17 protein-coding genes are annotated in these 21,372 nt (G+C 70.2%); 9 read left to right on the forward strand and 8 right to left on the reverse strand.

Going from position 1 to position 21,372, the window contains the following annotated elements:
* Nucleotides 1-29: 29 nt before the first annotated feature.
* The 6 genes from HJG52_RS04150 (at nucleotide 30) to HJG52_RS04175 (ending at nucleotide 7,543) form a co-directional block, all read left to right on the forward strand.
* A complete protein-coding gene (locus tag HJG52_RS04150; RefSeq protein ID WP_171243066.1) occupies nucleotides 30-2,483 on the forward strand; it encodes a DNA gyrase/topoisomerase IV subunit A in 2,454 nt (817 codons plus the stop codon).
* A gap of 283 nt (nucleotides 2,484-2,766) precedes the next feature.
* On the forward strand, nucleotides 2,767-4,053 hold the full coding sequence (locus HJG52_RS04155) for an ABC transporter substrate-binding protein (RefSeq protein WP_171242253.1): 1,287 nt from the start codon (nucleotides 2,767-2,769) through the stop codon (nucleotides 4,051-4,053).
* Nucleotides 4,054-4,204: 151 nt separating this feature from the next.
* Nucleotides 4,205-5,278: a carbohydrate ABC transporter permease gene (locus tag HJG52_RS04160; protein WP_171242254.1), complete on the forward strand. Its 1,074-nt coding sequence runs from the start codon at nucleotides 4,205-4,207 to the stop codon at nucleotides 5,276-5,278.
* 1 nt (nucleotide 5,279) lies between these two features.
* On the forward strand, nucleotides 5,280-6,185 hold the full coding sequence (locus HJG52_RS04165; RefSeq protein WP_171242255.1) for a carbohydrate ABC transporter permease: 906 nt from the start codon (nucleotides 5,280-5,282) through the stop codon (nucleotides 6,183-6,185).
* Between the two features lie 28 nt (nucleotides 6,186-6,213).
* A complete protein-coding gene (locus tag HJG52_RS04170) occupies nucleotides 6,214-6,477 on the forward strand; it encodes a hypothetical protein (RefSeq protein WP_206069882.1) in 264 nt (87 codons plus the stop codon).
* Between the two features lie 37 nt (nucleotides 6,478-6,514).
* Nucleotides 6,515-7,543 (forward strand): LacI family DNA-binding transcriptional regulator, encoded by a 1,029-nt coding sequence (locus HJG52_RS04175; RefSeq protein ID WP_171242256.1) that lies wholly within the window; start codon nucleotides 6,515-6,517, stop codon nucleotides 7,541-7,543.
* Here the strand turns inward: HJG52_RS04175 and HJG52_RS04180 are convergent.
* Together HJG52_RS04180 and HJG52_RS04185 are read right to left on the reverse strand one after the other, a co-directional pair.
* Nucleotides 7,540-8,922, reverse strand: a complete 1,383-nt coding sequence (locus HJG52_RS04180) for an APC family permease (RefSeq protein WP_171243067.1) — start codon at nucleotides 8,920-8,922, stop codon at nucleotides 7,540-7,542. The genes HJG52_RS04175 and HJG52_RS04180 overlap by 4 nt on opposite strands.
* 177 nt (nucleotides 8,923-9,099) lie before the next feature.
* Nucleotides 9,100-11,247 carry a DNA gyrase/topoisomerase IV subunit B gene (locus HJG52_RS04185; protein WP_171242257.1) on the reverse strand — a complete coding sequence of 716 codons (2,148 nt, stop codon included), beginning with the start codon at nucleotides 11,245-11,247 and terminating at the stop codon, nucleotides 9,100-9,102.
* Between the two features lie 333 nt (nucleotides 11,248-11,580).
* Between HJG52_RS04185 and HJG52_RS04190 the strand changes: the two genes are divergently transcribed.
* Together HJG52_RS04190 and HJG52_RS04195 are read left to right on the forward strand one after the other, a co-directional pair.
* A complete protein-coding gene (locus tag HJG52_RS04190; RefSeq protein WP_171242258.1) occupies nucleotides 11,581-11,802 on the forward strand; it encodes a DUF7455 domain-containing protein in 222 nt (73 codons plus the stop codon).
* A 21-nt stretch (nucleotides 11,803-11,823) separates the two neighbouring features.
* On the forward strand, nucleotides 11,824-12,306 hold the full coding sequence (locus HJG52_RS04195) for a DUF456 domain-containing protein (RefSeq protein WP_171242259.1): 483 nt from the start codon (nucleotides 11,824-11,826) through the stop codon (nucleotides 12,304-12,306).
* Nucleotides 12,307-12,351: 45 nt separating this feature from the next.
* Here the strand turns inward: HJG52_RS04195 and HJG52_RS04200 are convergent, their stop codons facing one another.
* The 6 genes from HJG52_RS04200 to HJG52_RS20335 form a co-directional block, all read right to left on the reverse strand.
* Nucleotides 12,352-12,759, reverse strand: coding sequence for a DUF3040 domain-containing protein (locus HJG52_RS04200; protein ID WP_171242260.1), 408 nt, complete (start codon nucleotides 12,757-12,759; stop codon nucleotides 12,352-12,354).
* Between the two features lie 147 nt (nucleotides 12,760-12,906).
* Entirely contained in the window at nucleotides 12,907-14,154 is a 1,248-nt protein-coding gene (gene dinB / locus HJG52_RS04205) for a DNA polymerase IV (RefSeq protein WP_171242261.1), read from the reverse strand.
* A gap of 27 nt (nucleotides 14,155-14,181) precedes the next feature.
* The gene (locus HJG52_RS04210; RefSeq protein WP_346767560.1) at nucleotides 14,182-14,973 is read right to left on the reverse strand and encodes a methyltransferase domain-containing protein; all 792 of its coding nucleotides are present in this window, start codon (nucleotides 14,971-14,973) and stop codon (nucleotides 14,182-14,184) included.
* 526 nt (nucleotides 14,974-15,499) lie between these two features.
* Nucleotides 15,500-19,519: a DNA polymerase III subunit alpha gene (locus HJG52_RS04215; RefSeq protein ID WP_171242263.1), complete on the reverse strand. Its 4,020-nt coding sequence runs from the start codon at nucleotides 19,517-19,519 to the stop codon at nucleotides 15,500-15,502.
* The gene (locus tag HJG52_RS04220) at nucleotides 19,516-20,046 is read right to left on the reverse strand and encodes an SAV_6107 family HEPN domain-containing protein (protein ID WP_240977163.1); all 531 of its coding nucleotides are present in this window, start codon (nucleotides 20,044-20,046) and stop codon (nucleotides 19,516-19,518) included. Before HJG52_RS04220 ends, HJG52_RS04215 begins: the two co-directional genes overlap by 4 nt.
* Nucleotides 20,047-20,057: 11 nt before the next feature.
* Nucleotides 20,058-20,405, reverse strand: coding sequence for a DUF6504 family protein (locus HJG52_RS20335; RefSeq protein WP_206069884.1), 348 nt, complete (start codon nucleotides 20,403-20,405; stop codon nucleotides 20,058-20,060).
* A 285-nt stretch (nucleotides 20,406-20,690) separates the two neighbouring features.
* Here HJG52_RS20335 and HJG52_RS04230 point away from each other — a divergent pair, with 285 nt between their 5' ends.
* Complete coding sequence (locus tag HJG52_RS04230) at nucleotides 20,691-21,263, forward strand: YbaK/EbsC family protein (RefSeq protein ID WP_240977165.1); 573 nt, start codon at nucleotides 20,691-20,693, stop codon at nucleotides 21,261-21,263.
* Nucleotides 21,264-21,372: the final 109 nt, after the last annotated feature.

Here is a 21,372-nt window from a genome sequence, read left to right on the forward strand (position 1 = left end):
TCCCTTCGGCACAGGAGATCACCACCCGCATGGCCCGCACCCGCAAGACCACCGCTCCCGCCGACGACGGCGACTTCGAGGAGCGCATCGCCGACATCGACGTCTCGGACGAGATGCGCAACGCCTACATCGAGTACTCCGTCTCGGTCATCAAGGCCCGCGCCCTCCCCGACGCGCGGGACGGGCTCAAGCCGGTGCAGCGGCGCATCCTCTACTCCATGCGGGAGATGGGGCTGCGGCCCGACCGCGGCCACGTGAAGTCCTCGCGCGTCGTCGGCGACGTCATGGGCAAGTACCACCCGCACGGCGACACTGCGATCTACGACGCCCTGGTGCGGATGGCGCAGCCGTTCACGATGCGGCTGCCGCTCGTCGACGGGCACGGCAACTTCGGCTCGCTCGACGACGGCCCGGCGGCCTCGCGGTACACCGAGGCGCGACCCGCGTTCGCCGCCGACCTCATGACCGAGGGGCTCGGTGAGGACACCGTCGACTTCGTCCCCAACTACGACGACCAGCTGATGCAGCCGGACGTCCTGCCGGCGGCCTACCCCAACCTGCTCGTCAACGGTGTCAGCGGCATCGCGGTCGGGTTCGCGACGAACATGGCGCCGCACAACCTCGTCGAGGTCATCGGCGCGGCGCGGCACCTGCTCGCCCACCCCAGTGCTTCGCTCGACGACCTCATGAAGTTCGTGCCCGGGCCGGACCTGCCGCTCGGCGGGCGGATCGTGGGGCTCGACGGCATCCGTGACGCCTACCTCACCGGCAAGGGGTCGTTCCGCACCCGCGCCACCACCCGCATCGAGAAGGTGTCGCCGCGCCGCCAGGGCATCGTCGTCACCGAGCTGCCCTACCTCGTGGGCCCGGAGAAGGTGATCGAGAAGATCAAGGACGCGGTGCAGTCCAAGAAGCTCCAGGGCATCGCCGACGTCAAGGACCTCACCGACCGCAAGCACGGGCTGCGGCTGGTCGTCGAGGTGAAGAACGGGTTCAACCCCGACGCGGTGCTCGAGCAGCTCTACAAGCTGACACCGATGGAGGACTCGTTCCCCATCAACAACGTCGCGCTGGTCGACGGACAACCGAGGACGTTGGGGCTCAAGGACATCCTGCGGGTGTTCCTCGACTTCCGGATCGACGTGGTGCGGCGGCGCACCGAGTTCCGCCTCGGCAAGAACAAGGACCGGCTGCACCTCGTCGAGGGTCTGCTCATCGCGATCCTCGACATCGACGAGGTCATCCAGCTGATCCGGTCCTCGGACGACTCGGCCATGGCCCGCACCCGGTTGATGGAGGTCTTCGACCTGACCGAGGTGCAGGCCAACTACATCCTCGAGCTGCAGCTGCGCCGGCTGACGAAGTTCTCGCGCATCGAGCTGGAGTCGGAGAAGACCGAGCTCGAGCGGCTCATCGAGGAGCTCGAGGCGATCCTCGGCGACGAGAAGCTGCTGACCAAGCTGGTCTCGACCGAGCTCGCCGAGGTCGCCAAGAAGCACGGCACGCCGCGGCGGACCGTGCTGCTCGAGTCCGCGGGCGTGCCGGCCACAGTGACGTCGCCCCTCGAGGTCGCCGACGACCCGTGCTGGGTGCTGCTGTCCTCGACCGGGCTCATGGCACGGACGACGACGGCCGACGCCCTGCCGTCCGGTGGTGGCCGCAGCAAGCACGACGTCATCGTCGGGGCCGTCCGGACGACGGCCCGCGGTGACGTCGGGCTGCTCACCTCGCGCGGCCGGATGATCCGGCTCAGCGCGCTCGAGCTGCCCACGCTGCCGCCGACCAACGACGCCCCCAACCTCTCCGGTGGCGCACCGCTCGCGGCATACGTCGACCTGCCCGCGGGCGAGGAGCCGCTGACCATCGTCTCGGTCTCCCCCGACTCCGCCGGCGTCGCCCTGGGCACCGCCCAGGGCGTGGTGAAGCGGGTGACGACCGACTACCCCGGCCGCAACGACTTCGAGGTGATCTCCCTCAAGGATGGCGACGAGGTCGTCGGCGCCGTCGAACTGTCTTCTGGCACAGAGGATCTCGTCTTCATCACCTCCGACGCGCAGCTGCTCCACTTCGGCGCTGCGGCTGTGCGCCCGCAGGGTCGCGCGGCGGGCGGCATGGCCGGCATCAAGCTCGGGTCGGGCGCACGGGTCGTGTTCTTCGGGGCGGTGCCGGCGGGCGCCGACGCCGTCGTCGTCACCTCCTCGGGGTCGTCGGGTGCGCTGCCCGGCACCGAGCCTGGGTCGCTCAAGGTGACGCCGTATGCCGAGTACCCCGCCAAGGGGCGCGCCACCGGTGGTGTGCGTTGCCACCGGTTCCTGCGCGGCGAGGACACGCTGGTCCTGGCCTGGGCCGGGCGGGTGCCCGCGAAGGCGGCCGGCGGGAACGGGGTCGCCATCGAGCTGCCCGAGGCCACCGGCAAGCGCGATGGGTCCGGTACACCGGCGTCCACCGCGATCGCCCGCATCGCCTCCGCACACGAGGCCTGACCGCGGATCTCGCACCTCCACCGCCCGGCTGCCGGGCCAGATGAAGGTGCGATGAACGAGGCGACCGGTGACGCTCATCGGTTATGACCGGAGGTGAGCGTTTTGTGCTCACTCACCGCCTGGAACCACACGTGTCCCGAACCCGCAAGCCGAGACCGGTTTACGCAATCGTTACCGATTCGATGATTGCGGGATGACCGCGTAAACGTTTACATGGGGTCGGTTCCCCTCAGAGCTGAGGCATGTCCGCCTCAGCCCGAACGCGAGAAATGGAGGCGGGCACATGGCCCTCCGATTGACCAAGCGGCGCACCCTCGGGGTGTTGGCCGGGGCCGTGTCCGTGGCGCTCGTCGCCGCGGGCTGCGGTGGCGGTGACGACGGTGGCAACAGCGCTGCCTCGCAGGGCGCAGACGCCCGCGGACCCATCACCTACGTCCAGGGCAAGGACAACTCCAACCTTCTCGGCCCGATGGCCGAGAAGTGGAACGCCGCCCACCCCAACGAGAAGGTGACGGTCAAGGAGCAGTCCGACCAGGCCGACCAGCAGCACGACGACCTCGTGCAGAACTTCCAGGCCAAGAGTGACGCCTACGACGTCGTCTCGGTCGACGTGGTGTGGACGGCCGAGTTCGCCGCCAAGGGCTGGCTGACGCCGCTCAAGGACAAGTTCGCCCTCCCCACCGACGGGTTCCTCGAGCCGACCATCAAGGCCGCGACCTACAACAACACGCTGTACGCCGCACCGACCTCGTCCGATGGCGCGATGCTCTACTACCGCTCGGACCTGGTGAAGACCCCGCCGAAGACGATCGACGAGATGTGGAGCATGTGCTCGATCGCCAAGAAGAACGGCATGGACTGCTTTGCGGGCCAGTTCGCCAAGTACGAGGGCCTCACCTGCAACGCCACCGAGTGGATGAACGCCTACGGCGCCAAGGTGGTCGATGACGCGGGCAAGCCGACCGTCGACTCGCCCGAGGCCGCCAAGGGCCTGCAGGCACTTGCCGACAACTACAAGAACGGCAACATCCCCAAGCAGGCGATCACCTTCCAGGAGGAGCAGAGCCGGCAGGCGTTCCAGGACGGCAAGCTGCTGTTCCTGCGCAACTGGCCGTACGTCTACAACCTGGCCTCGACCGACGCCTCGTCGAAGGTCAAGGGCAAGTTCAAGGTCGCCCCGCTTCCCGGTGTCGACGGCCCGGGTACCTCCACCCTCGGTGGTCACATGGCCGCGATCAGCGCGTTCTCCAAGAACAAGGCGACCGCGCTGGACTTCCTGAAGTTCCTCACCAGCGAGGAGCAGCAGAAGACCAACATGGAGAAGGGCTCGCTCGCTCCGGTCATCGGCTCGATCTACGACGACCAGGCGCTCGTGGCCAAGTACCCGTACCTGCCGGTCCTCAAGGAGTCCATCGCCAACGCGGTGTCCCGCCCCGTCACGCCCTTCTACCCGAAGGTGACCGAGGCGATCCAGACCAACGCCTTCGCCGCCATTCAGGGCCAGAAGACCCCGCAGCAGGCGGTCAAGGACATGCAGGCCGCCATGCAGGCCGCCTCGGGCGGTAACTGACCCAAGCCGAGGTCCAGCAGGACCATCGGGGTCCGGTGCGGACGACGTGGAGCCACGTCGTCCGCACCGGACCGGCCAGCCACCACCATCCGTTCGTGCAGCACGCCCCCGGTCCGTCGACCGGGGTTGACCGCCCGGCAAGGGAGCAGGCATGAGTGCAGTAACTGAACCGACGAAGACGTCGGCGACCGGCGCCCCGCGTAAGCAGCGCAAGGACAAAGGGCTCAACGCGGGCCAGGGACGAGCCGGGCTGCTCCTCGTGGCCCCCACGATGCTCTTCCTCGCGGTCATCATCATCTACCCGCTGATCAACGCCGTGGTCCTCTCCTTCGAGAAGGACGAGGGCCTCGACCCGGCCACGGGCATGTTCGTCGCCGGCGGCAGCGCGGGTGTCTCCAACTACACCCACTGGCTCCTCCAGCGCTGCGGCGACGTGTCCTGCCCACCGGGCACGCTCGGCAACCAGTTCTACAGCGCCTTCTGGGTGACCCTGTTCTTCACCGTCGTCAGCGTGGTCATCGAGGTCATCCTCGGCATGTGGTTCGCCATGATCATGAACCGCGACTTCAAGGGCCGCGCCCTCGTGCGTGCAGCCATCCTCGTTCCGTGGGCGATCCCCACCGCTGTCACCGCCAAGCTCTGGTACTTCATCTTCGCCTACGACGGAATCGCCAACAAGCTGCTCGGCGTCGTCGGCATCAACCCGCAACTGTGGACCAGCGACCCCTGGGCGGCGAAGTTCGCCATCGTCATCGCCGACGTCTGGAAGACGACGCCGTTCATGGCACTGCTCATCCTCGCGGGGTTGCAGCTCATCCCCGGCGACGTCTACGAGGCCTCGCAGATCGACGGCGCCAGCAAGTGGCAGACCTTCACCAAGATCACCCTGCCCCTGGTCAAGACCCCCCTCATGGTCGCCGTCCTCTTCCGCACGCTCGACGTCCTGCGCATCTACGACCTGCCAGCCATCCTCACCGGTGGTGCCGGCGGCACGACCTCGCTGTCGATGCTGGTCATCAAACAGATCCGCCAGGGCGGGTTCAACAACGCCTCCGCCCTGTCGACGATCGTGTTCCTGCTGATCGCATTCGTGGCCTTCCTGTTCATCAAGTTCGGCGGTGCCGACGTCATCCAACGCCCGCCGTCGAGCAAGAAGCCCAAGAAGGACGCAGACACCCAGACCGGCAACCCGGTCGCCGCCAACGCCACGTCGACGGGAGCCTGACATGAGCGCCGCCACCAGCACCACCACCACCGGCGCCGGGTCGACCACTCCGCAGGAGATCACCCAGCGCAGCGACCGCGGGCAGAAGATCCGCATGTACCTCGGTCTGGCCCTCATCGTCATCTGGGGCCTGGCACCGTTCTACTGGATGGTCGTCACGGCTTTCCGCGACGTGCAGTTCACCTTCGACACCACGCCGTGGCCGACGCACATCACGCTCGACAACTTCCGCACCGCGTTCTCGACCGAGCGCGGCAACCACTTCGGCGCCGCCCTGGTGCACTCGATCATCATCGGTATCGTCACCACCGCCGTCGCCATGGTCGTCGGCGTGTTCGCGTCGTACGCACTCGCGCGGCTCAACTTCCCGGGCAAGTACATCGTCCTCGGCATCATCCTCGGTTCGTCGATGTTCCCCGGCGTCGCGCTCGTCACCCCGCTGTTCAAGCTCTTCCGCGACATCGGCTGGTTGACGGGTGCCAACTACCAGGCGCTGATCATCCCCAACATCTCGTTCGCCCTGCCGCTGACGATCTACACGCTGACGGCATTTCTGGCCGAAATGCCCTGGGAATTGGAGGAATCCGCGCGGATCGACGGCGCGACCCAGGGCCAGGCGTTCCGCAAGATCATGCTGCCGCTGGCTGCACCTGGGCTCTTCACCACGGCGATCCTGGCCTTCATCGCCAGTTGGAACGAGTACCTCCTGGCCCAGCAGTTCTCCACCAAGCAGACCCAGACAGTCACGGTGGCGATCGCCCAGTTCACCGGTGCCCAACCGCACCAGGAGCCCTACACCGCGGTCATGGCGGCGGGCACCATCGTCACCGTCCCGCTCATCATCATGGTGCTGATCTTCCAGCGGGCCATCGTCTCCGGTCTGACCGCGGGAGGTGTCAAGGGCTAGGGCTCACCCCCAGCCCGAGGCAACAGCCATGCCACTGTTCAGCCCACCCGGCGGCGCCACGCAGGACCCGCGCCGCCGGGCCCAGATCCGCGGACAACGCCTCGACATGCTCCTGGGCATCCTCGGGACCTTCTCGTTCCTCGCCACCATCCAGCTCGTCGTGCTCGAGCTGCGCGGCCAGCCGGCGGTGGGTCCGGCCATCCTGCTCGCCGTGCTCCTGCTCGCGACCTGGCTCACCTGGCGGGCCCGCCGCAACAACGCCAGCCGCAGCACCACCGCAGGCAGCAGGTAGCAGGTAGCACCACCGGACACGCGCGAAAGGGGGCGGTATGAGCACCATCGGTGATGTGGCACGCGCCGCCGGCGTGTCCGTCGCGACCGTGTCCCGCGCCCTGCGTGGCCTCGAACGGGTCAAGCCGGAGACCCGCGACCGCGTCCTCAAGGCCGCCGCCGACCTGCACTACAGCGCCTCCCCCGCCGCCACCAGCCTGGTGTCCGGGCGCACCCGTGGCATCGCCGTCGTCACCCCGTACTTCAACCGGTGGTTCTTCGCGACCGTCATCAGCGGCCTGGAGAAGGTCCTGCGCGAGGAGGGCTACCACGTCCTGCTCTGCGACCTCGAGGGCCACACGTTCGACACCCGCCTGCCCGTCACCCAGGGCATGTTCTGGAAGCGCGCCGACGCCGTGGTCCTGCTCAACGTCCCGCTCGACGAGACCGAACGCGCCCTGCTCGACCGGCTCGGGCTTCCAGTAGTCACCGTCGGCAACCGCCAGGCGATGTGGCCGTCGGTGCGGATCGACGACAAGGCCGCCATGCGCATCGCCACCGAGCACGCAATCGCGTTGGGGCACAAGCGGATTGCGTATGCCGGGACGGTCCCTGCGTCGGTCACGCACCTGCAGACACCGTTCGACCGGCGTGAGGAGTTCGCGGCCGTGATGGCCGAGCACGGGCTCACCGCACCGGCCGAGTGGGTCCTCGAGTGCGACTGGACGGCCGAGGACGCGCGGGAGCACGCCGAGACGATGTTCGCCTCGGCACACCTGCCCACCTGTGTCGTGGCGGCATCGGACGAGATCGCCTTCGGGGTGCTGAGCGCCGCCCGCCGCAGCGGGCTCGAGGTCCCCGGTGACGTGTCGGTCATCGGCGTCGACGACCACGTGCTGGCCGACATCTTCGACCTGACGACGGTGCGTCAGGACGTCCTCGCGCAAGGCCAGCAGGCCGGCATACTCGTGCTCGAGGCGCTCGACGGGCACCCGCGGGACGCCGACGAGGTCCTCGACGTCTCGCTCGTCGTCCGCGGCTCGACCGCGCCGGCGCCCTCAGCTCAGGTCGCGGGCACGCGCTCCTAGTTGACTCCGCCCTCGCGCTCGGTCAGCTCCTCCGGGTCGCGCAGGTAGGTCTTCTTGGCCCGCAGGGCCCGGTTCGCGAACCAGGTGATGGCCCAGAGCACGACGCCCAGGGCGAGCAGCCAGCCGGCGATCGTGTACTGGAACGTGTCGCGACCGGTCCACGGACCGACGAAGAACGCGCACAGCACCGCGCCGATGATCGGCAGCACCGTCGGCGCGACGAAGTGCCGCCGGTCGATGCGGTCGCGACGCAGCACCAGGACGCAGATGTTGACGATGGTGAACACGCCGAGCAGCAACAGCGCCGTGGTGCCACCGAGGGCGGCGATCACGTCACTGTCCCCCGCCCGGGTCACCAGGATGATGAGCCCGAACGCGATCGCTGTGGTGAACAGGATTGACAGGTAAGGCGTCTGCCGGCCGGAGTGGACCTTGCCGAGGAACGGCGGCAGGACCTCCTGGCGCGCCATGCCGTAGAGCAGCCGGCTCGCCATCAGCATGTTGATGAGGGCCGAGTTGGCGACGGCGAACATCGAGATGAACGGCAGCAGCTTCTCGATCGGGATCGACGGTGCGGCCGTCTCGACGACCTTCACCAGCGGGGTGTCGCTGTCACCCAGCTCCCCGACGGGCACGATCGCCACAGCGAATAGCGCCACGAGGACGTAGATGAGCCCGGTGATGCTGATGCCCGTGATCATCATCTTCGGGAAGTTCCGGACCGGGTCGTGCGTCTCCTCGGCCATGTTGACCGAGTCCTCGAAGCCGACCATCGCGAAGAACGCCAACGACGTCGCCGCCGTCACCGCGAGGAACGCGCTCTTGTCGCTCGGGCTGTCGAAGACCATGGTCCGGCTGAAGTCGGTCTTGCCCTCGAAGATCGCGAAGAACCCGACGAGGATCACCAGCAGCAGACCGGACAGCTCGACGAGGGTCAGGACGATGTTGGCCTTGACGCTCTCACCGACGCCGCGGAAGTTGATCGCGGCCACCAAGGCCATGAACCCCAACGCGATCAGCATCACGAGGTTGGTGTTGTCGCTGTCCAGCCCGAAGCCCTTGGCGAGGTTGGACGCGAAGGCCCGCGACGCCGTCGACGCACTGGTGATGCCGGAGCACATGACGGTGAAGCAGACGATGAACGTCACGAAGTGGATGCCGAACGCCTTGTGCGTGTAGAGCGCGGCACCGGCCGCCCGTGGGTACTTCGTCACCAGCTCGAGGTAGGAGAACGCCGTGATCATCGCGATGCCGAAGGCGACGAGGAACGGCACCCACGCCGCGCCACCGACCTCGGCGGCGACGTCGCCGGTGAGCGCGTAGACACCCGTGCCGAGGATGTCCCCCACGATGAACAGCAGCAGCAGCTTGGGGCCCATGACCCGCTTGAGCTCGGTCTGCTCCTCACCGGTGTCGGCAGTCTGCTCCACGGTCACGGCGTACCTCCGAAGGGTCGCGGAGGCCGCCCTTCACGGCCTCAGCTGCCCTTACAGTGGCGCAGATCACACGGTGAGGCAACGACAAACGCCGGTATGCCGGGTCGCGGGCCGTGCGGGTCAGGCGTCGATGCGCTCGGCCCCGAGGTCGCCGGAGGACTCCACGATGAAGTCCTTGCGGGGCGCGACGTCGTTGCCCATGAGCAGCTCGAAGACCCGCTCGGCGTCCTCGGCGTCGCGCAGCGTGACGCGGCGCAGGGTGCGGTGGCGCGGGTCCATGGTGGTCTCGGCCAGCTGGTCGGCGTCCATCTCGCCCAGGCCCTTGTAACGCTGGAGCGGCTGTTTGACGTTCTTGCCGCGCTTGTTCAGCGAGGCCATCTGCTGGCGCATCTCCTTCTCGGAGTAGGTGTAGATGAGCTCGTTCTTCTTCGACCCCGCGTTGACGACCTCGATGCGGTGCAACGGGGGCACAGCGGCATACACCCGTCCCGCCTCGACGAGCGGGCGCATGTAACGGAAGAACAGGGTCAGCAGCAGCGTGCGGATGTGGGCCCCGTCGACATCCGCGTCGGTCATGATGATGACCTTTCCGTAGCGCGCGGCGTCGAGGTCGAAGCTGCGACCCGAGCCGGCGCCGATCACCTGGATGATCGCCGCGCACTCGGCGTTCTTGAGCATGTCCGAGACGGACGCCTTCTGGACGTTGAGGATCTTGCCGCGGATCGGCAGCAGCGCCTGGAAGTCGCTGCTGCGAGCCAGCTTCGCCGTGCCGAGCGCGCTGTCACCCTCGACGATGAACAGCTCGGACTTGTCGACGTCGGTGGAGCGGCAGTCGGCAAGCTTGGCGGGCAGGGTGCTGGACTCCAGGGCGTTCTTGCGGCGCTGGGTCTCCTTGTGCAGCCGCGCGCTGATGCGCGACTTCATCTCCGAGACGACCTTCTCGAGCAACTTGTCGACCTCGGCCTTGCCACCGCGCGCGGGCTTGGTGATGCGGGCGGTGAGCTCCTGCTCGACTACCTTCGACACGATCTGGCGCACCGCCGCCGTGCCGAGCACCTCCTTGGTCTGGCCCTCGAACTGCGGCTCGGCGAGGCGCACCGTCACGACCGCCGTGAGGCCGGCGAGGACGTCGTCCTTCTCCGGCTTGTCCGAGCCGACCTTGAGCCGGCGGCTGTTGACCTCGAGCTGCTTGCGGAAGACCTTGAGCACCGACTGCTCGAAGCCGGACAGGTGGGTGCCGCCCTTGGGCGTGGCGATGATGTTGACGAACGAGCTGACCTTCGCGTCGTAGCCCGTGCCCCAGCGGACCGCGATGTCGACACCGCACTCGCGCTCGACCTCGGTCGGCGTCATGTGCCCCTTGGAGTCCAGCACCGGCACCGTCTCGGTGAAGGTACCTGTGCCCTGCAACCGCCACACGTCCGTGACCGGTGCATCCGGGGCGAGGTACTCGACGAACTCGGAGATGCCACCGTCGTGGACGAACACCTCCTCGTGGGGGCCGTCCTCGCCCGGTGTGCCCGGGAGGCGGCGCTCGTCGCGGACGACCAGCGTGAGGCCGGGCACGAGGAACGACGTCTGCCGCGCCCGCGCCGCCAGCTGCTCGTAGTCGAACTTCGCGTCCTTGAGGAAGATCTGCGGGTCGGCCCAGTAGCGGATGCGGGTGCCGGTGACGCCGCGCTTGGCCTTGCCGACGACCGCCAGCTCGGAGGAACGCTCGTAGGGCGTGAACTCGTGGTCGGGGCTCTTGTCGCCGCTCGCCACGTCGGGGAAGTAGCCGGGCTCACCGCGCCGGAAGCTCATCGCGTACGTCTTGCCGCCGCGGTCGACCTCGACGTCGAGCCGTGACGACAACGCGTTGACGACGGACGCGCCGACGCCGTGGAGGCCACCGGACGCGGTGTAGGAACCACCACCGAACTTGCCACCCGCGTGCAGCTTGGTGAAGACCACCTCGACACCCGTGAGCCCCGTGCGCGGCTCGATGTCGACAGGTATGCCGCGGGCCTGGTCACGGACCTCGACCGACCCGTCCTGGTGCAGGATGATGTCGATCCGGTCGCCGTACCCGCCGAGCGCCTCGTCGACGGCGTTGTCGATGATCTCCCACAGGCAGTGCATGAGGCCGCGGCTGTCGGTGGAGCCGATGTACATGCCGGGGCGCTTGCGGACCGCCTCGAGGCCCTCGAGGACCTGCAGGTGGTGGGCGCTGTAGTCGCTGGACGACTTGGTCGTCGCGGCCTTCTTGGCGGTGGTGGCGGTGGCCAAGGTCGCTGGTTCTCCTGTGGTGTGGTGACACGCCCGGGTCGCTCACCCGGACGCACGCCACGCTATCCCGGCGCACCCACGAACCCACGCAGGCACGCGGCATACCCCGTCATCTGCCGCCTCGTCCGGGTCGCACCCATCCACCGGACACCCGAGCCGCGAATCACCCGTAGCGACATGACATCGCCCACATGCCGACCCAATGCCGGGCGGGAAGAACCGGGCGTGCTTGACTGTTTCCACCGATACCGGTGAAGGGAAGTCCTCCCCATGGTGGACAACCCGGAAACGGGGTAGGACGTCTCCTAGAGACCAACACGAAGGAAGGCTGACGTGACCACTGCACTGGCACCCGAACTGACCGCGGCTGACCGCTGCGACCGCTGCGGCGCCCAGGCCTACGTGCGCGCTCGCCTTCACGCCGGCGGGGAACTGCTCTTCTGCGCCCACCACGGACGCGAGCACCTGCCGAAGCTGCGCGAGCACGCCGACATCGTCGACGAGACCGAGCGACTCCACGAGACGCCGGCCACGGCTCCCGACGACGAGCGGTAACCGCCAATAGGCTTCCGCACCATGGAGGCCGCACTCTGGGTCCCCGCCCTCCTGATCGCGATCGGGATGGTGGGGATCGTCATACCTGTCATCCCCGGGCTGCTGTTGTGCCTGGGTGCCGTGCTCCTGTGGGCGTGGGACGCCGGCACGACGCTCGGGTGGTGGGTCTTCGGCGTCAGCGCCGCGTTCTACCTGGCGGGCGTGGCGCTGCAGTATGCCGTGCCCGGCCGGCGCATGCGGGCGGCCGGTGTGCGTCGCTCGACGCTGGTGCTGGCCGTGCTGCTGGCGATCGTCGGGTTCTTCGTCATCCCCGTGGTGGGGGCGATCGTCGGGTTCGTCGGCGGGATCTTCCTCGTCGAGCTCGGGCACTCACGCACCAAGGCGGCCGCGTGGGCGTCGACGAAGAGCGCTCTGCGCGCGGTGGCCACCTCGATGGGGATCGAGCTCCTGGCGGGGCTCGCGATCGCGGTGACCTGGGTGGTCGGAGTGCTGCTCAGCCGCTGAGCCGGGGGGCCTCCCGCCGGGGGGCTGGGTCCTGGTGAGTCCTGGTCAGTACTCGTCGTGGCGACGGTCCCAGCGCTGCTCCATGCGGTCCATGAAGCCACCGCCACGCTGGGTCTTCTGCTTCGGTGACTTCGGCGACGCGGCCCGGCGGACCGTGCCGTCGTCCTGCACCGTGCCCAGCTTGGCCTTGCGCCGCTGGGGCGTCACGGCATACGCCACGGCCGCCACCATCAGGGCGAACCCGACCGCGCCCACGGCCCAGATCTGGGTGTTGACCCCGACCAGGACCAGCGCGAGCCCGACGATGCCGCCCACGACTCCGACGGCGATGCGCCGGCGCGCAGCAGCGCGTGCACCACTGCCCTGCATCTGCGAGGCGAACTTGGGGTCCTCGGCGTAGAGGGCCTGCTCCATCTGCTCGAGGAGCTGCTGTTCGTGCTCTGACAGCGGCACCGTGACCTCCTGCGTTTTCGTGCGTCCACCTCGTACAACGCTCGACGGGTCCGGATCGTTGCCTCGGCGTCATTGCCTTCACCTCGGCGCCGACCCGGGGGCCGTGTGCGCTGCTGAACTCAGGATATGTCCCCCGGCGAGGTTGCACTACCCGTTCGGTGGGGTCCGGTGGCGAGCGTCACGGATGAGGCTGGCGGGACGGATGCTGCCTGCCCCGAACCGGGCGCTGGCCCGGTCGACCGCGCGGTCGGCCTCGCGCCACCCCGCGTCGGGCTCGTCGAGGAGTCCCTGGATGGGGGCGCCCTCGGTGTCGATCAGGCCCTCCATGCGCACCCCGACCAGCCGGATGCGGGCCCGTTGGAGCCCGAGGGCGTCGTAGAGGGACTTGGCGGTGGCGTAGATGTCCCGGCTGACGTCGGTGGGGTCGCGCAGGGTGCGGCTGCGGGTGATGGTCGTGAAGTCGGCGAACCGCACCTTGATGCTCACCGTGCGCCCGACCAAGCCGGCCGAGCGGACGCGCGCGGCCGTGCGGTCGCTCAGCTTGAGCAGCTCGCGGTGGATGTATGCCGGGTCGTCGACGTCGTGCTCGAAGGTCTCGTCCGAGCCGATGGACTTCTCACGGCGGACGGGTTCGACGTGGCGGGGGTCGCGGCCCCAGGCGAGGTCGTGCAGGTGGGGCCCGGTGGTGTCGCCGAGGGCGCGGCGCAGGGTGTCGAGCGGGGTGTGCGCGATGTCGGCGACGGTGTGCAGGCCCAGGCGAACCAGAGCCTCCTCGGTCTTGTCACCGACGCCCCAGAGGGCGCCGACCGGGAGCTGCTGGACGAACCCGACGACCTCGTCGCGGGGCACGACGACCATGCCGTCGGGCTTGGCGAGACCGGAGGCGAGCTTGGCGACGAACTTGGTGGGTGCCACGCCGACCGAGCAGGTGATGCCCTGCTCGTCGTGGACGGTGTCGCGGATCTGCTGGGCGATCTGCGCGGGGCTGCCGAGCCGGCGGACCGAACCGGCGACGTCGAGGAACGCCTCGTCCTGGGAGAGCGGCTCGACGATGGGCGTGATCGTGGCGAAGGTCGCCATCACCGCCTTGGAGATGCGGCTGTAGAGCTGGTGGTCGGGCTGGACCACGGTGGCCTGCGGGCACAGGCGGCGGGCCCGGGACATCGGCATCGCGGAGGCCACCCCGAACTTGCGCGCCTCGTAGGTGGCGGACAGCACGACGCCGCGGTTGCCGCCACCGCCGATGATGACGGGGGTGCCGACGAGCTCGGGCCGGCTGAGCAGGGAGGCCGAGGCGTAGAAGGCGTCCATGTCGACGTGCAGGACGGTGCAGCCGGTGTCGTCCGGCGGGTGCTCGTCGGTGCGTTGCGGGAGTGCGTACTGGCGGCGGCTCATCGCGGCCTGCTGGTCTTCGTGGGGTCTCTATCGGGGGGCTCGGTGGGCGAGCACGTGCACGGTGGTGCCGAGCTGGCCGAGGAAGCCGAACTGCGGGTGGCTCGCGGCCGCCTGCTCGAGCTGGAGCAGGGCTGCGCGGTCGGCCTCGGAGTCGACGAACGCCGACGGGACGAGGTCGCTGAACAACCGCACCCCGTGGACCTGGTCGACGGTGAGGCCGGACTGCTCGACCATCGCGGCGAGCTGGTCGGCGTCGAACCGGCGCGGCAGCGGGTCGTGGGCGCCCCACCGGCCGTCGACGCTGGTGAGGGCCTCGTGGGCCTGGGCGAACTGCCCGGCGAGCGCGCGGGCGAGCACGACCGCGAGACGTTGGGCGGACACGAGGCTGAGGTGGCCGCCGGGCGCGAGCACCGCGGCGAGGGCGGCCAGGGTGGAGCGTGGGTCGTCGACGACCTCGAGGGTGCCGTGGCAGCAGACGAGGTCGAACGGCTCCTCACCGACGACCCCGGTAAGGCTCGCGAGGCTCTCGGCGTCGCCCTGGACGGCGTGGACCCGGTCGGCGACACCGCGTTCGCCGCTGCGGCGCGAGAGCGAGGCGAGCGCGTCCGGGCTGGTGTCGACCACGACGACGTCGTGGCCGAGCTCGGCGAGGGGGACGGCGAGGCCGCCGGTGCCGCCGCCGAGGTCGAGCACCCGCAGCGTGCGCCCGAGTGCGGCCTGCTGCCGCTCGGCGAGGTCACGCACCGCGGTCCAGACGGCAGAGGTGCGCAGCGAGGTGTCGACAGCGCTGCGTCTCGTGCGCCACTGCTCCTCGGCCACTGCTGTCCTCCTCGCGTCTCTGGCGGAACTCATCCGGGGTTGCGATCGGCGCCGGGGCGTGAGGGTGCCGCGCGCATGCTCGGGTCCGGTGTGGCAAACCCTAGTCGGCGCCACCGTCACACCCCCGCCGCGTCCACCCCCCGCGTGCCTCCCCGACTTCGGGCCACCCAGGCTTGACCAGCCACCCCACACCGAGTCTCAGTGGCCCAAAGTCCCGGGTTCCCCGACTCGTTGCCGTACACCCGGCACCCCGCCCCCAAACCGCCGCCCCATGCCGAGCCACCGGCAACCAGTCCGGCCTCCCCGACTCCGGGCCACCCAAGCTTGACCAGCCACCGCACACCAAGCCCCAGTGGCCCAAAGTCCCCGGGTTCCCCGACTTTGGGCCACCCAAGCTTGACCAGCCACCGCACACCAAGCCCCAGTGGCCCAAAGTCGCCAGGTTCCCCGACTCCGGGCCACCCAAGCTTGACCAGCCACCGCACACCAAGCCCCAGTGGCCCAAAGTCGCCGGGTGGCAGCAGAGTCAGTGTCCGGAGCTGCCGGGGCTGGAGTGCCACAGCTTGCGGGGCGGGTCGAGCCGGTCAGCGCCGGACCCGCCGGCACCACCCAGGCCACCAGAACCGCCCAGGCCACCAGGACCGCCGGGGACGGCCGCACCCTGGCCGAGGCGGTGCGAGCCGCGGACGTCCTCGCCAGGTGGTCGGGTGTCGGCGTACGGCGACTGCTTGAACCCCGAGGCGTGCACCAGCACCCGTCGCCCCGATCGGACCTCGGCCCGGTGTGCCTCCTCCAACGCCTCCGCCTGCTCGGTGGCGGCGCGCTCGGACTCGTCCATCGCGGCATACACGGCCTCAACTCCCCCGGCCTGCCACGCCTCCCACAGCGGCGTGAGCTCCCAGGCGCCGGTGGCGCGCAGCGAGATGCCGCGCTGGCCGGTGCGGCGCACGACGCCGCGCACGAGCAGCATCCAGGAGTGGAAAACCGTTGCGGCGTAAGGGCCTTGGACGTCCTCGAAGAAGGTGGCGTCGACCGGTCCGGTGGAGTCGTCGAGGGTGAGGAACACGACCCGGCGGCCGGTGCGGATCGGTGGGGTCTGGGTGGCGACCTTGACCCCGGCCGCCCAGACGGTGGAGCGGCTGCGCGCCTTCAACAGGTCGCGGCTGCGGGTGACGCCGAGGGCGTCGAGCATCGGCGCGTAGAACTCCACGACGTGGGCGCTGGCGTCGAGGCCGAGGATGTCGAGCTCGGCGCGGACGCGTTCGGGACCACTGAGCTCGGGCAACCCGGTGCCGGGGGTGAGCTCGGGCTGGTCGCCCAGGTCGAGCATGAGCTGGGTCGGCTGCTGGTCGGCGGGCAACGCAGGGGCGGCGGCCTGGGACTGCGCCGCGGTCCGTGCCCGCACCATGGAGCCGGTCGTGATGCCGGCCTCCCCGGGCGGCACCTCGAGCGCGAGCTGGTCCTGCGCCCCGGGCACCTGCGCCCCAGGCACCTGCGCCGACCGGCCACGCCCGCGCCCACGCCCCGGCGCGACCCGCCGGCTCGAACGGGTCACCGCCCGGCTCCACCGGTCGAGCTCGGCGACGTGCAGCAGCAGGTCGCGCCGGGTGGTGCGGCCCCGCCGCCCCAGCGCTGCCGCCCCCGCACCCGACGCCAGCCCGGGCACTCCGCCGCCCACCGCCCCGATGCCGTAGAGCCGGTCGAACGCGCCCGCCAGCACGAGTCGTTCGGCGACCGGCCGCGACACCCGCGCGCGGTGCCAGAAGTCGGGCAACCCGGCATACGGCTGCCCGGCGACGACGCGCGCGACCTCCGCCTCGCTGATCCCGCGGACGTCGGCGAGCGAGATGCGTATGCCGTAGTCGCTCGCGTCGGGCAGGTCGCCGCTGGTCGCGTCGGTTCGAGGTAATACCGCGCCGGATTCGGGGGCGGTATCACCTCGAACCGCTGTGGGGTCCGCCAAAAGCTCGACCCGGTAGGTGTCGCCGGAGGCGTTGACGTCGAGCCCGAGGACGGTGATGCCGAGCGAGCGGGCGTCGTCGAGGATGAGTCGCTTGGGGTACATGCCCGGGTCGTGCGTCAGCACCCCCGCGAGGAACGCCGCCGGGTGGTGGGTCTTGAGCCAGGCCGAGTGGTAGGTCGGCAGCGCGAACGCGGCAGCGTGGGCCTTGCAGAACCCGAACGAGGCGAACGCCTTGAGCACCTCCCAGATGCGGTCGCACTCCTCCCGGGAATAGCCCCGCGCCAGCGCCGCCGGCCGCCACCACGCCTCGATCTCCACCTGCCCCTTGGGAGTGCCGAGCGCGCGCCGCACCTCGTCGGCCTGGGCCAGCGACACCCCGGTCGTCTCGGCGACGATCATCAGCACCTGCTCGTGGAAGACGACGACACCCTCGGTCTCCTCCAGCGCCGCGACGAGCGTCGGGTGCAGGTAGGACACCTCGCGCCAGCCGTGCCGGGCCTCGAGGAACGGCGTGATCATGTCGGACTTCACCGGCCCGGGGCGGAACAGCGAGATGTCGATGACGAGGTCCTCGAACCGCTCCGGCCCGAACTTGCCGATCAGCTCGCGCTGCCCCGGGCTCTCGATCTGGAAGCACCCCAGCGTGTGGCTGGTGCGGATCAGCCGGAACGTCGCCTCGTCGTCGAGCGGCACCTGCGCCTGGTCGTCGAGGTCGACCTCGACCCCGTCGACCCGGGCCACCTCGGCCACGGCGTGCGCCATCGCCGACTGCATCCGGATGCCGAGGACGTCGAGCTTGAGCAGCCCGAGGTGCTCGACGTCGTCCTTGTCGAACTGGCTCATCGGGAACCCCAGCCAGCTCGCCTCCACCGGCGTGCGGTCGAGCAGCGCCCCGTCGGACAGGATCACCCCGCACGGGTGCAGCGCGATGTGCCGCGGCAGCCCGTCGAGCCGCTCGACGAGGTCGAACAGGGTGCGCAGCCGCGGGCTGTCGAGCCCCCGCGCCCGCAGCTCGGGCAGCTCGTTGATGGCGTTGCGGACATCGCGGGCGCGGATGTGCGGGAACGCCTTGGCGATCTCGTCGATCTCCACCGGCGACATGCCGAGCGCAGCCCCGACGTCACGGATCGCGTGCCGCACCTTGTAGGTGTCCATCATCGACACGCACGTCACCCGGTCGCCACCGAACCGCTCGAGAATGCGCTCGTAGACCTCGGTGCGCCGGGCCGACTCGACGTCGATGTCGATGTCCGGCAGCTCGGCCCGCAGCGGCGAGCAGAACCGCTCCATGATGAGGCCGTAGCGGATCGGGTCGACCCCGCTGATGCCCAGCAGGTAGTTGACCAGCGACCCGGCACCCGACCCGCGCGCCGCCACCCGCACCCCCATCTCGCGGATGAGGTCGACGACGTCGCCGACGGTGAGGAAGTACGACGCGTACCCCAGCTCGGCGATCACCTTGAGCTCGTCGACGAGCCGACGCTCGATCGTGGCCAGCTCGCCCTCGCCCGCCCCGGGGTAGCGCCACGCCACCTTTTCCCGGCACCGGTGCTCGAGGCGCACCTGCGGGCTCTCCCCGGGCTCGAGCCCGAGCACCTCCGGCTCGGGCAGGTGGACCGACCCGATGCCCAGGTCGTGCCGCGCCGACTGCGCGCACTCGAGCCCGAGCGCGAGGGTGCGCGCGAGCAGCGCGTCGGCGCGCGACCGGTCACCCCCGGTCACCTCGAGCGCCACCGCCCGCATCGTGTCGGTGGTGGCGAGGTGGGCGGCGTCGGTGACCCGGTCGAGGTGACGGGTGTCGAGCGCGACCAGCCGCCGGGCCGCGTCGAGGACGTCGACGAGCGCGGACTCCCCCGGGTCGACGTGGCGCACCGCGGCGGTGAGCACCGCGGGCAGCCCCTCGGCATCGGCCAGTCCCAGCATCCGGGCGGCGTGGCCGCGCGACGCGGGGGTGCCGGCCGGCCCCCCGTGGCAGACCACCTCGATGACCAGCGCCCCCTCGGGCAGCTCGCGCCGCCACCGGGCCAGCCGTTCGCGCGCCACGTCGGGGCGTCCCGCCAGCACCGCCCGCCCCACGTCGGAGTCGGGCCCGAGCAGCACCACGAGCGGACTCGGCTCCCCCGCCGGCACCGCGCACCGCCCCGCCACCACACCAAGCGAGCTCACCGGCTCACCCCGCTCACCCCGCAGGTGAGTGTCGGTCACCAAACGGCACAACGCGGCATACCCGGCCCCTGCGGGCACGCCCACCGAGCGGCCGCGCGCAAGGACGGTGACGCGTGGGTGGCGGGGGTCGACGATCGCACCTCCGCGCACGGGAGTGCGTGGGTATGCCGCGGGGCTGGGTGCGGCGCCCGGCTCACCGTCGGGGCCGATGGCAAGGTCGACCCCGAGGACCGGCGAGATGCCCGCGGCGGTGGCGGCGCGGACGAACCGGACCGCGCCGTAGAGCCCGTCTCGGTCGGTGAGCGCGAGCACCGGCTGGCGCTGCTGGGCGGCGCGCTCGACGAGCGCCTCGGGGGTCGCGGTGCCGTAACGCATCGAGAACCCGGACGCGACGTGGAGGTGGACGAACTCGGTCATGGCGAGCCAGAACCCTTGGGAGACAAGGCGGTTGGTGCGAGTGCAGTGGGCACCAGCTGGTCGTGCGGGATGCCGGCGACGGGCAACCCGAGGGTGCGACAGACCAGCTCGAGGAACGTCTCGGCCTGGCGCAGCAGGTCGTCGGCCGCGCGAGCAGTCGAGGGTGCGGGGTGAGACGCGACGAGCTCGAAGAAGCCGGCCCACTCGGCGAGCTCGGGCGCCACCGACGGCAGCAGCTCCCACAGGGAACGCGGCCCCTCGTGGCCCCGCGAGGTGGTGCGGGCGGCGACGACCGCGGCGGCGGCCCGCAGCGCGCCGAGCTGGGCGAGCCGGTGCCGGGCCGTGAGGTCGCGGCTGTGACAGGCCTCGAGCAGCGAGTGCCGCGACCGGTCGAGCAGCTCGAGGGCGCTGGCCGCACTGGTGCCCGCGACCCGGGCGGGTGCAGTGGTCATCGTGGTGGCAGTCATCGTCGTGGCAGTCATCGTCGTGGCAGTCATCGTCGTGGCAGTCATCGTCGTGGCAGTCATCGTCGTCTCCCTCAGTCCGCGACCCGCAGCAGCTGCCAGCCCGGGGCGTCCCCGCGGTCGAAGCCGAGGTCGAAGACCCCGACCCGGCCGAGGCGTCCGGCGCTGGCCTCGACGCGCCACACCTGGCGTTCGCGGGCGTCGGTGAGGACGTCGCCACCCTCGCGGGCGTCCCGCCACCAGGCCCGGCGCTCCTGCCAGTGGTCGAGGACGGTGCGCACGACGTAGAGCCGGCCCTGCCAGAGGAAGGACTCCGGCGCGGTGGCCGTCGTCGTGGACGCGCCCCCTCTGCCCCCGTCACCGGTCTCGCCGGCACCGCCGGTCTGCTTGACGTCGATGGTCTCGTCGTACCGGCGCACCACGGCAGGCTCCTTCGTCAGGGCAGGGTGAAGTGGGATGGGCTCTGGCCCCGCGGGCGGGGTCGAGGCGCCGGGCGGGGCCAGAGCCGAGCGGTCGCCTGGTCGGTACGGCGGCGGGGGAACACCGTCGTACCATCGGCGGGAAACCACTCGTTCGAACAAGCACCTCTCGAACACTTGTTCGATGTCTCGAAGGTACACCCCACCCCGGACACCGCGTCAAGTGGTCCGGGCGAACTCCGCCAGAAACATCTGGTCGCGGCGCGGCCCTCCCCCTAGTCTTCGTCCATGGTGCCGCCGGACATGCCCGAAGTCGCAGCCGACTTCGCCCTGCCCCCAGTCCCGGGAGCCACCTCCAAGGCTGCCCCCGACCTCACGAATCACGCTGGGGTGCAACGGGTTCTGGCCGCCCTCGCGGTCCAGCACGTGACGCCCGAGGTGGTCACCCTGCCCGACGCGGTCCGCACCGCCCAGGCCGCCGCCGACGCCCTCGGCATCACCCCGGGCGAGATCGCCAACTCGCTCGTCTTCCGCGGCACCTGCGCGTCGGGCGGCGTCTCCCCCGTGCTCGTCCTCACCTCCGGCGCCCACCGGGTCGACGTCGTCAAGGTGGCCGACCTGGTCGATGAGGTGGCCCGGCTCGACCGCGCCGACGCCGACTTCGTCCGCGACACGACCGGCTTCGCCATCGGCGGCGTCGCACCCGTCGGCCACACGCAACAGGTCCCCACCTACGTCGACGTCTCGCTCAGCCGCTACCCCTATGTCTGGGCAGCGGCCGGCCACAGCCACACCGTCTTCCGCACCACCTACGAGGAGCTCCTCCGCGTCACCGGCGGCCGCGCCATCGAGGTGGCGTAACCCTTCCGCGCAGGACGGCTGAACTTTGGCCCAAAGTTTCCCTGTGCCTGGAAGGTTCCCAGCACACACGAACTTTGGCCCAAAGTTCCGCACGACGTCGTATGCCGCG

The organism is Knoellia koreensis (assembly GCF_013041615.1).
GTDB classification, from domain to species: domain Bacteria; phylum Actinomycetota; class Actinomycetes; order Actinomycetales; family Dermatophilaceae; genus Pedococcus; species Pedococcus koreensis.

Coding starts and splice junctions, on each gene's coding strand:
- HJG52_RS04150 (WP_171243066.1), top strand. CDS start 30: ATGGCCCGCACCCGCAAGACCACCGCTCCCGCCGACGACGGCGACTTC.
- HJG52_RS04160 (WP_171242254.1), top strand. CDS start 4,205: ATGAGTGCAGTAACTGAACCGACGAAGACGTCGGCGACCGGCGCCCCG.
- HJG52_RS04165 (WP_171242255.1), top strand. CDS start 5,280: ATGAGCGCCGCCACCAGCACCACCACCACCGGCGCCGGGTCGACCACT.
- HJG52_RS04170 (WP_206069882.1), top strand. CDS start 6,214: ATGCCACTGTTCAGCCCACCCGGCGGCGCCACGCAGGACCCGCGCCGC.
- HJG52_RS04220 (WP_240977163.1), bottom strand. CDS start 20,046: ATGACTGCCACGACGATGACTGCCACGACGATGACTGCCACGACGATG.
- HJG52_RS04230 (WP_240977165.1), top strand. CDS start 20,691: ATGGTGCCGCCGGACATGCCCGAAGTCGCAGCCGACTTCGCCCTGCCC.
- HJG52_RS04180 (WP_171243067.1), bottom strand. CDS start 8,922: ATGGGCCCCAAGCTGCTGCTGCTGTTCATCGTGGGGGACATCCTCGGC.
- HJG52_RS04215 (WP_171242263.1), bottom strand. CDS start 19,519: ATGACCGAGTTCGTCCACCTCCACGTCGCGTCCGGGTTCTCGATGCGT.
- HJG52_RS04175 (WP_171242256.1), top strand. CDS start 6,515: ATGAGCACCATCGGTGATGTGGCACGCGCCGCCGGCGTGTCCGTCGCG.
- HJG52_RS04155 (WP_171242253.1), top strand. CDS start 2,767: ATGGCCCTCCGATTGACCAAGCGGCGCACCCTCGGGGTGTTGGCCGGG.
- HJG52_RS04195 (WP_171242259.1), top strand. CDS start 11,824: ATGGAGGCCGCACTCTGGGTCCCCGCCCTCCTGATCGCGATCGGGATG.
- dinB (WP_171242261.1), bottom strand. CDS start 14,154: ATGAGCCGCCGCCAGTACGCACTCCCGCAACGCACCGACGAGCACCCG.